Annotated in this window: 8 protein-coding genes; 3 read left to right on the top strand and 5 right to left on the bottom strand. The window is 47.8% G+C overall.

What is annotated here, in order from left to right; genetic code table 11:
* Together pntA and pntB are read left to right on the top strand one after the other, a co-directional pair.
* The coding region (pntA, locus tag LDL40_RS01495; protein ID WP_300993013.1) for a Re/Si-specific NAD(P)(+) transhydrogenase subunit alpha at nucleotides 1-891 on the top strand (891 nt) is incomplete at its 5' end.
* 5 nt (nucleotides 892-896) lie between these two features.
* Entirely contained in the window at nucleotides 897-2,276 is a 1,380-nt protein-coding gene (pntB, locus tag LDL40_RS01490; protein ID WP_300993010.1) for a Re/Si-specific NAD(P)(+) transhydrogenase subunit beta, read from the top strand.
* A gap of 79 nt (nucleotides 2,277-2,355) precedes the next feature.
* Here pntB and LDL40_RS01485 read toward each other — a convergent pair whose 3' ends face one another.
* Entirely contained in the window at nucleotides 2,356-3,222 is an 867-nt protein-coding gene (locus LDL40_RS01485) for a LysR family transcriptional regulator (protein WP_300993007.1), read from the bottom strand.
* A 149-nt stretch (nucleotides 3,223-3,371) separates the two neighbouring features.
* Here LDL40_RS01485 and LDL40_RS01480 point away from each other — a divergent pair, with 149 nt between their 5' ends.
* Complete coding sequence (locus LDL40_RS01480) at nucleotides 3,372-4,376, top strand: zinc-dependent alcohol dehydrogenase family protein (RefSeq protein ID WP_300993004.1); 1,005 nt, start codon at nucleotides 3,372-3,374, stop codon at nucleotides 4,374-4,376.
* A gap of 8 nt (nucleotides 4,377-4,384) precedes the next feature.
* Here LDL40_RS01480 and LDL40_RS01475 read toward each other — a convergent pair whose 3' ends face one another.
* The 4 genes from LDL40_RS01475 to LDL40_RS01460 form a co-directional block, all read right to left on the bottom strand.
* Nucleotides 4,385-5,230 (bottom strand): transporter substrate-binding domain-containing protein, encoded by an 846-nt coding sequence (locus LDL40_RS01475; protein ID WP_300993001.1) that lies wholly within the window; start codon nucleotides 5,228-5,230, stop codon nucleotides 4,385-4,387.
* A gap of 323 nt (nucleotides 5,231-5,553) precedes the next feature.
* Nucleotides 5,554-5,934, bottom strand: coding sequence for a nuclear transport factor 2 family protein (locus tag LDL40_RS01470; protein WP_300992999.1), 381 nt, complete (start codon nucleotides 5,932-5,934; stop codon nucleotides 5,554-5,556).
* A 274-nt stretch (nucleotides 5,935-6,208) separates the two neighbouring features.
* Nucleotides 6,209-9,274: an efflux RND transporter permease subunit gene (locus LDL40_RS01465; RefSeq protein ID WP_300992997.1), complete on the bottom strand. Its 3,066-nt coding sequence runs from the start codon at nucleotides 9,272-9,274 to the stop codon at nucleotides 6,209-6,211.
* Between the two features lie 4 nt (nucleotides 9,275-9,278).
* The coding region (locus tag LDL40_RS01460) for an efflux RND transporter permease subunit (RefSeq protein WP_300992995.1) at nucleotides 9,279-10,000 on the bottom strand (722 nt) is incomplete at its 5' end.

The raw sequence follows: 10,000 nt of genomic DNA, 5'->3' as shown, positions 1-10,000 counted from the left end.
GAATTTGCCGAAGATGGCTCCTCCTCCAGTGGTTACGCCAAAGTGATGTCGGATGAATTTATTGCCGCTGAAATGGCCTTATTTGCCGCCCAGGCCAAAGAAGTCGATATTATTATTACCACGGCGCTTATCCCGGGCCGTCCGGCACCAAAGCTCATCACCAAAGAAATGGTCGACTCGATGAAAGCCGGCTCTGTCATTGTCGACTTGGCTGCAGCGACAGGCGGTAACTGCGAATACACAGTGTCAGGTCAAATTACCGAAACTGCATCAGGGGTTAAAGTCATAGGCTATACCGACTTACCAGGCCGTTTAGCCGCTCAGTCGTCTCAGCTGTATGGCACCAATCTGGTAAATTTAGCCAAGCTGTTATGCAAAACCAAAGATGGTCAGATGGTGTTGGATATGCAGGATGTGATTATCCGTAATATGTCCGTGGTGCATCAGGGTGAAGTCACTTTCCCGCCACCTGCTATCAGTGTCACTGCCGCTGCAAAACCTGTGGTCGCCCCAGAAAAACCAGCCGCCAAAGCGGCGAAGAAATCCATCAATACCAATTGGTTTATTGGCATTGCTGCCCTGCTTTTACTCTGGATAGGCTACTCCGCCCCCAGTGACTTCTTAGCGCACTTTACCGTATTTTTATTGTCCTGCGTGGTAGGTTATTACCTGGTCTGGAACGTGACTCATGCCTTGCATACCCCGCTCATGTCCGTTACCAATGCGATATCCGGCATTATAGTGCTGGGCGCATTACTGCAAATCAGCAGCGATTCGCTATTGGTGCAGGTGCTGGCTTTTGTCGCTGTGATGATCGCCAGTATTAACATAGTAGGTGGTTTTACCGTGACGCAGCGCATGCTGAAAATGTTTACCAAAGGCGGGGAGTAACAGCCATGACACAAGGATTAATCACCTCGGCTTATTTGCTGGCCGCCGCTTTTTTTATAGCAAGCTTAGCTGGACTCTCTCAACAGGAAAGCGCTCGTCGCGGCAACTGGCTGGGTATTTTGGGCATGACCATAGCCCTGCTCGCGACCATTGCCGGTGTCAGCCTTGACGCTATGCTACCTTTAGTTATTGCTCTGGCGATAGGCGGTGCCATTGGCCTTCGACTGGCACTGAAAGTTGAAATGACCCAAATGCCGGAATTAGTGGCCATTCTGCACAGTTTTGTCGGTTTGGCTGCAGTACTGGTGGGTTACAATAGCTTCTTTGAAACCCACTCTGCTGCTGGCGCAGCCTTAACTGTGCATTTAACCGAAGTGTTTTTAGGCGTCTTTATCGGTGCCGTTACCTTCTCTGGTTCGATCGTTGCTTTTGCCAAATTGCGTGGCATCGCTAGCTCTAAACCGCTGAGCATTCCGCATAAACATAAACTGAATGTACTAGCCTTGTTAGCATCAGCCGTATTGCTGGTTTGTTTTGTCGGCTTCGAAGCGGGTGAAACTGCTCTGCTGATTATGACACTGATAGCCTTAGTTTTTGGTCTGCATCTGGTTGCCTCCATAGGCGGTGCTGATATGCCGGTGGTGGTGTCTATGCTGAACTCCTACTCAGGCTGGGCCGCTGCGGCCGCAGGTTTTATGCTGGCCAACGACTTGCTGATTGTCACAGGTGCTTTGGTGGGTTCGTCCGGCGCTATCCTGTCGTACATTATGTGCAAGGCGATGAACCGCTCTTTTATCTCCGTCATCGCCGGAGGTTTTGGTCAGGCCGATGCGAAACTAAGTTCAGTGGACGAAGAGCAAGGCGAATACCGCGAAATCAGCGCAGAAGATGTGGCAGATTTACTGAAAAACTCAAGCTCAGTAGTGATCACTCCAGGTTATGGTATGGCTGTGGCTCAGGCCCAGTATCCAGTGGCTGAGATATGCCAGAAACTAAAAGAGCGTGGTGTCAAAGTGCGTTTTGGTATTCATCCAGTGGCTGGCCGCATGCCAGGCCATATGAATGTGCTGCTGGCTGAAGCCAAAGTGCCTTACGACATAGTGCTGGAAATGGATGAAATTAATGAAGATTTTTCTGACACCGACACAGTGCTGGTCATAGGCGCTAACGATACAGTCAACCCTGCAGCGGCTGAAGATCCAACCAGCCCAATTGCCGGCATGCCTGTGCTCGAAGTCTGGAAAGCGCAAAACGTAGTGGTGTTTAAGCGTTCGATGAACACAGGCTACTCGGGCGTAAATAACCCACTGTTTTATAAAGACAATACCCAAATGTGTTTTGGCGATGCCAAAGCTACAGTGGATGCGATATTAAAAGCGCTGTAACAAGCCAATCAGTCCAACAATGCAAAAAAGTCCGTCTGATCTGATGATCCGGCGGACTTTTCGTTTTTCACCACAGCAGCTACTCCATGTCACCCAACCATTGAGTGATAAAGTCTATAAAAGCTCTGAGCCTGCGCTGATGACGTAAATCCTGATGATAGCCCAGCCAAATCTGTCGTGAAGGTGGTGCAGTAGCAAGCTGCAGTTGCTGTAATCCCTGAATTTGTTCAGCCATCCGCACAGGTAATACTGCAAGCCCAAGCCCTGCCAAACATAACCTGGCCTGAGCTTCTCTGCTATTGCTGCTAAAGGCTAACTTTGCGCCTGGAAACTGAGTGTTGAGCCAGGCCACATCCGGTACATCGCTAAAATGACTGTCCATACTAATCAGCCTGAGCTGCTCTGGAGTAGCGAGTAAACTCAGATCAAAACCAACAGCGGCATACAAGCCATACTCCAACTGCAACAGTTTACGCTGCGCTATGTCAGGCTCGTCAAAAGCTTTTAGCCGGAACACTAAATCCGCCTCACGCCGCGCCAGATTAAATAGCCTGCTGTCGTTAAGCAGCTCTATACTGACTTCTGGGTGCAGCTGCAAAAAACCAGCGCAACAATCGGCCAATAGATAATGACTAAACCAGTCAAAAGACGAAATACGTAAGGTCCCTGTCAGTTTTTCTTCCTGCCCGGCCAACTGGCGCATTGCTGCATCCGCTTCTTCGGCCATACGTTTGGCCGCTGGTAACAAAGCAAGCCCGGCCTCGGTCAGCAGAAAACCTTCTGCGGTGCGCTGAAACAGCTTCAAACCCAAACTCTGCTCCAGACTTTGAATACGACGCCCTAAGGTGGGCTGAGTAAAACCTACAGCTCGCGCAGCTGCTGTTAAGGTGCCCTGCTCCGCCACCGCCAGAAATAAACGGATATCGCTCCAGTCCAGATGTTCCATCGCTGCCCCCTGCGCTTCCTATTAAAGTTACTCATACATTTTTGCATGACGTTAATGCATATTAGTTGATTTCAGTTCTTTTAGGCATGGGTAATACTGCATTCAGCCTAATAACAAGGCACCAACAAATCACAGCAGAGGACATCCAGATGAGTACTCAACACCGTATGCAGGCGTTACAAATTACTGAAGCGAATGACAGTTTCAAATTAACTGAACTAACTATCCCTCAAGTCGGCATAGGTCAGGTGCTGGTGAAAGTGGCCGCGACCGGCATCAACCCACTGGACTTAAAAATCAGAGCTGGACAAGCAGTTCATGCCAAACAGCCTTTTCCTGCCGTATTGGGCATCGACATGGCAGGTGAAGTGGTCGAAACAGGATCTGATATCAGTCAATTTGTAAGAGGCGACAAAGTCTATGGTATGACGGGCGGTGTGGCAGGCCAACAAGGCGCTTTGGCTCAGTATCAATTAGTAGATGCGGACTTGCTGGCCAAAGCTCCATCGAACATCAACCTGCGTCAGGCCGCTGCTATGCCTTTGGTGGTGATTACGGCATGGGAAGGTTTGATAGACAGAGCCAGAGTTGCAGCCGGGCATAAAGTACTGGTGCAAGGTGGCGCTGGAGGTGTAGGTCATGTCGCGGTTCAACTCGCCAGAGCCTTTGGCGCAGAAGTCTATGCCACGGCTTCAGCCAAAGATGCAGACTATATCCGTTCTTTAGGCGCTGTTTTTATTGATTATCAGCACACATCTGTAGAGCAATACCTGGCAGAACATACCGACCATAGAGGCTTTGATATTGTATTTAATACCACCGGAGGCGTCAGTCTGGATCAGGCTTTTCAATCAGTAAAAACCTATACAGGCCATGTGGTCAGCAGTCTCGGCTGGGGTACACACAGCATAGCGCCTTTATCGTTCAGAGCGGCCAGCTACTCAGGTGTGTTTACATTAATACCACTATTAACGGGCCAATGCAGAGCACATCACGGCAATATTCTTCGTCAGGCCAGTCAACTGACTGAACAAGGGCTGCTCACTATACGACTTGACCCACAGGAGTTTGACTTTGCCAGCATAGAGCAGGCTTATGAAAAAGTGGCAACTGCAGGTAACAGCGGCAAAGTTGTCGTCACTGTAACTGCCTAATTAATCACTCAGGGCGTTAACCACCAACTGGTATCTATTGGAGCTGTGCCTGCGGGCACAGCCGGATTATTCAGATTAATCATGGTTCTGTTTTTTAAATCCGCCCGCTCCAGAGTTTTTGCGTAATAGCTTTGGAATAAAGCTTTGTAGGACCCATCCTGAAGCGCTATAGCTAAACCTTTTTCCAGCGCTGCGGCTAGTTCAGGTTTGTGCTTACTTACAAAAAAATACACGGGGTGAGGATAAAACAACATTAGATTGTCAGCTACCATCAACTCGTCAGAATGTTGGCCTAACTCCCCCCAGACTTCATTGACGCCTCTGGAGAAATAATCAAATCTGTCATGTTTTAGCATCTCAAATAAAGCGTCATAATTGGTCGAGCTGACCACTTTTAAGCCATTACTCTTAAATACGCTAAAGTCACTCCAATGCACATTGTGTCCAGCAACATAAGGTTTGAGATCATGAAGACTTTTGATTTTTTTGAATTTCTCATTTTGAACTGGCTTAATTAACAACAACCTTAATCCAAGCAATCCGCGGTAGATAGGTACTTTAATGGGGATCATACTGAGCTCTCGCTCCGTGGAAGTGGAGATAAACAACATATCCAGTTCACCATCCACCACCATTTTTTCCACCCTGCCCTCGGTTAACACTTCATTGGATTTCACAGCCTGAATTTCATAAGGTGTAGCGCTTTTAGTCAGCACTAAATCCATCAGTTTCAATGCAAAATCATGACGGGGATGCAAGTGGTAATGCCGGATCTTAATAGTCTGTTCAGGTTTGGATTGCGCAGGAAACGCCAGCAGGGCACATAACATCACGCAGCTAATCACAAATGTCATGATGAAACCAGAAGATCACTATACCAGCACTAAGAATAGATGCAGCTTATTGATTTACAAGGAAGAGTGGACAAGGAATGGGAACTACTCATAAAAAACATCTGTTCTTCAGGCAGAGCATCCTCCCTAAAACTCTATTACAAAGCCATGCTTATTGAACAAAAATCGCTGCCCTAACGTGACACTTACGTATCACTAGCAGTAATGAAGAGACTACAGAACCTTTAGCTTTTTTAAATAAAATCAGTGAAAAGTCTTGTTGGACGCCTGTCAAAGACTGCAAAAAGCCACTTCATCAGAGTAAACATGACAATGCTGTTGCTTCATGTCTTTTTATCGCAATGACAAACAGCACAACCTTTATCAAACACTACTTTCCAGACTCCGGGTTGCTCCTGACGCCAGATGGATGAGAAAGTGGCAACAATTTTGCCGGAAGGATCCCTGACGGGACCAGTGCTTAAGGCGAGTGTCTCATCCTCTAACACTTCAACCAGAGTGGGCTCCCAGGAAAAAGGTGCAATTTCGCCCTGATAAAAACTTTTCCAGCCTTCGATTACCGCAACTTTGCCCTTTAAAACGCCCTCACCAAAAAAGATGGCATCATCCGACAAATGCTGGGCAAACGCCGTTAAATTCCGCTCGGCCATAGATTTGGCAAAAGCACGTTCGGCTGCATAGACCTGCTGCTCTGCGCTCAACACTTGCTTTGCCTGAAGCTGTAGGCAAAGCAGTCCGAATAGACAAAGTATTGTTTTAGCTGGTGTCATGCTTCAATCTCCCGGAGTGTTCTTCCCCTGACAAGGTTCCCCATAGGGTGATAAAAAAGGGCGGCTTTAGGCCGCCCAAATACTAACAATTTGCTTGGTTAATCACCGTCTTTAGTTAAAACCTGTCATAGCTATCTACCTAGAGCACTGGGACCAGAGGGTGAAAAAATGCCACCAACCAGGCGAAACCTTCTGTTCTGGCACTTGATCAGTTTGCACTGATCACCTTATTCGCCAGCATTCTGGCTTTACCTAAAAAGCCAGACCAGCGAACATTAAAGCGGATTAAGCCCCAGTAGGTGAGCGGCACCAGCAATAAACTGGTTAAAGTAGAAAACACTAAACCACCTATGATAGCGATGGCCATAGGCGCATAACTTGGACCATCACCGCCTATAGTGGCATCACCAAAAGCCAGCGGTAACAAGCCCAATACCGTAGTGGATACCGTCATCAAGATAGGCCTTAACCGTGCTTCACAGGCGTCGATAATCAGTGGCACCAGCTCTGCATCAGGGCTTTCATTACGCAGCTGATTAATACGGTCCACCAGCACTATACCGTTATTCACCACTATGCCCATCAGCACCAGCATACCAATCATGCCCATAATGCCCATAGAAGTTCCTGTGAATAAAAAGGCCCAGAACACCCCAACAAAAGAGAACAGCAAAGAACCAATCACAGCTGTTGGCATAATTAAGGACTCAAACAGCGCCGCCATCACCAGATAAATCATAGCCACAGCCAGCAACATATTAATTTGCATTATGCCCTGCGCCTCATCCTGATACTGGAAGCTGCCTTCAAAAGACCAGGCATAACCTGCAGGCAATTGTAGTTGATTCAGCCTTTTGCTGAGCTCTTCACGGGCTTTATCCATGGTCAGGTCTTTGCCCATATTCATACCAATGGCAAGGGTGGTTTGACGGTTAAAACGACGGATCTCGGATAACAAAGGTGCTACTTTCAGTTCCGCCACCTGAGACAAAGTGATCACTACATTGTTGTTGACTAAAATTGGAATAGCCGCCAGCTCAGCAGGCGAGTGGCTGACTTTTTCGTCGTACAAGACTCTTAATTGTAATTCGCCCTGCTCTTCTGAGCGGTAGGTACGTAAATTAGTGCCACGTAGTGCCAGAGTGACAGCTTGAGCCACTTCGCTGGCATCCAGCCCCTGACGTTGTAACTCTTCGTTATTGAGCTGAATTTGCATTTCAAACTGGCCATCGGCAATTTCAGAGCGCACATCCTCCAGCCCTTTGATTTGTGAAATCACTGGCACAATATCAGCTGCTAATTTAGTCAGCATTTCAGTGGATGGGCCAGACAAATGCACCTGCATACCACCACCGTTATCACTCCAGCCAAAACTGGGTTGTGAGCGCACCAATTGTGGCCAGCCTTTGCGTATAGCATCTTTAATTTCAGAAACAGGTTTTATCAGCGGATCGTTAAACATAATGATCGAAATCGCATGATTGGCTGTGTAATAGCTGTATACAGACTCAATTTCATACTCGTCTTTGTGCTGGTACAAATAAGCTTCCATCCGGTTCACTTCCTGCTCTACCTCCGCCAGGTTGTAATTGCCCTGCACGTTGTAGTTCAAAAAAGCTCTGTTGCTATCGCCATCGTCATCATCACCACCTGATACCGCACTGATAGGGATAGCTATGCTGGCCAACAATAAAAATGCAATGCCTGTCGCAGCTTTTGGGGAGCTCATCACCCAGCGTAAACAACGGCTATAAAATTTATCCAGCTTGCTTGGCTCCGCATGATCAGAGCTGTGAATTTGTCTAATTTTTGTAGTCAAAAATGGAATGAGGGTTAACGCCATCAACAGAGACACGCCAAGCGCGATAGTAATGGCAATAGCAACATGCTCCAGAAACACTGTTACATCGACTTTCTGACCTATGATATTGGGCAAAAATACAATAGCAGTAGTGGCGGTGCCAGCAAGCACAGCCAAACTCACTCTGTTCACGCCCAACTCTGTCGCTCTTTTCATATCAGGGTCGGCGGCGCGCTCACGGAATATACTTTCTGTCACCACCACCGAATTGTCTACCAACATGCCAACAGCCAGCATCAATCCCATCATACTCAGGATATTTAAGCTGTATCCAAGGAAATACATGGCCCCCAAAGTGATAGCGATAGAAACAGGCACCGATAACACCACGACTAAAGTGGTTGGAATATGGCGTAAGAATAAATACAACACCCCAAAAGATAATAAAGCCCCCATAGCACCTGAACTGAGCAGGTTTGATAAAGAGTCCGTCACGCCTTTGGCTGTATCGTCCATCAAAAATAAGTTAATGCCATTAAAAGCCGGATCTTTACCCGCAGCATCCACTACAGCTATGGCAGCACGCGATACGTCGACCAGGTTGGCATTGGACTCTTTAAACACATTCATGCCGACTGCATAGGTCTGGTGTAAGTGACGGCCTTCGACACGTTTTGGTAATTCCAGAACTACATCAGCCACTGCACCTAAAGTTAAACCTGCACGTATAGGTAAAGCCCGGATCTCATCCAGACTAGCAAATTCCCCCAGGGGTTTGACCAGAATACTTTCGTTTGCATTACGCAGCTCGCCTGCTGTCATCGCAAAGTTACTGGCCTGCAACAGCTGTACTAATTGCACCGGGTCAACCTGTAGGTTACGCATACGCTGCGGATCAAGCCGCACTGTGACCTGGCGTTTATCCACACCATAAAGTTCTACTTTCGACACGCCGGGCACCCGCTCCAGCGGACGCTTAATCACGCGCTCTAGTAAGTCGTAGGCCATGGCCAAATCGCGTTCACTGGAAATACGCAGCTGGAAAATAGGCATATCGCTGGTATTAAACTGATACACCATCACCCGCTCCACGTCTCGTGGCAACAAATGACGCATATTGTCCAGACGTTCCCGCACTTCAATACTTTTGGTATTGATGTCTTCTTCCCAGTTAAATTCCAGTGAAATGTCTGCGCCATCTTCTTTGGAAAAACTGCGCATCTTTTTAATGCCAGTCACTGTCGCCAGCGCTTCTTCCACAGGTCGGGTGATTAACCGCTCGGTTTCACTGGGTGTGGCATTGGGGTATGGCACATGCACATAAATTTCAGGGATGTCGATGCCCGGGAATTTCTCCAGTGGCAACAGTCTGCTGGCTATTATGCCAAACACCAGCAAGGACAAAAACAACATGCATAAAGTCACAGGCCGGGTTAAGGCAAAACGGGTGATGGCTAAAGGTTGATGATCCATATTGCTACTCCTTAGCCGTTTGCACGTCGCGCGCAGTCAAGCGATATAACACAGGGATAAATACCAGCGTCAGTAGCGTCGACAGGCTTAAGCCCCAAATGACTGTTATGGCCATAGGCGAACGGATTTCTGCACCATCGCTGCTACCGAGCACCATAGGTAATAAGCCCAGCACTGTCGTTAATGTGGTCATCAGTACAGGGCGTAAACGGGTTGCACCAGCTTCTATAATGGCATCATTTAATGCAATACCTTCAGCACGTAACTGATTAATACGGTCTATCAGTACTATGGCGTTATTCACCACTATACCGGCCAGCATAATCAAGCCGATAAAGACAATGACAGAGACACGGGTACCGGTCAGCCATAAACCTAATACAGCACCAGCACCAGCCAAAGGCACAGTGAATAAAATCAGCAAAGGTTGCAGCAGGTTTTCAAACTGCGATGCCATCACCAGATAGACCAGAAACACCGCCAGCAGCAACGCCATCATCAAGGAATTAAAAGAGCGCTCCATCTCTTCACTTTGACCGACAATAGTAGCGCCAACGCCATAAGGCAACGTCAGTTGTGCCAGCACAGTTTTGGCTGCAGCAGTGGCTTGTTCTAAGTCACCGTACGCCAGATTAGCGCTGATCAAAGCGACACGTTGCTGACCAATACGGGTAATTTCGCTTGGGCCAACTTCACGTTTAATCTCAGCCACAGCTGATAAAGGCA

This window comes from Rheinheimera sp. (assembly GCF_020217005.1).
Lineage (GTDB): Bacteria > Pseudomonadota > Gammaproteobacteria > Enterobacterales > Alteromonadaceae > Pararheinheimera.
This window is presented reverse-complemented; position numbering and strand designations above follow the sequence as displayed.

What these genes read in the sequence shown, in the direction of transcription:
- pntB (WP_300993010.1), top strand. Translation starts at nt 897, where the DNA reads ATGACACAAGGATTAATCACCTCGGCTTATTTGCTGGCCGCCGCTTTT.
- LDL40_RS01475 (WP_300993001.1), bottom strand. Translation starts at nt 5,230, where the DNA reads ATGACATTTGTGATTAGCTGCGTGATGTTATGTGCCCTGCTGGCGTTT.
- LDL40_RS01485 (WP_300993007.1), bottom strand. Translation starts at nt 3,222, where the DNA reads ATGGAACATCTGGACTGGAGCGATATCCGTTTATTTCTGGCGGTGGCG.
- LDL40_RS01480 (WP_300993004.1), top strand. Translation starts at nt 3,372, where the DNA reads ATGAGTACTCAACACCGTATGCAGGCGTTACAAATTACTGAAGCGAAT.
- LDL40_RS01465 (WP_300992997.1), bottom strand. Translation starts at nt 9,274, where the DNA reads ATGGATCATCAACCTTTAGCCATCACCCGTTTTGCCTTAACCCGGCCT.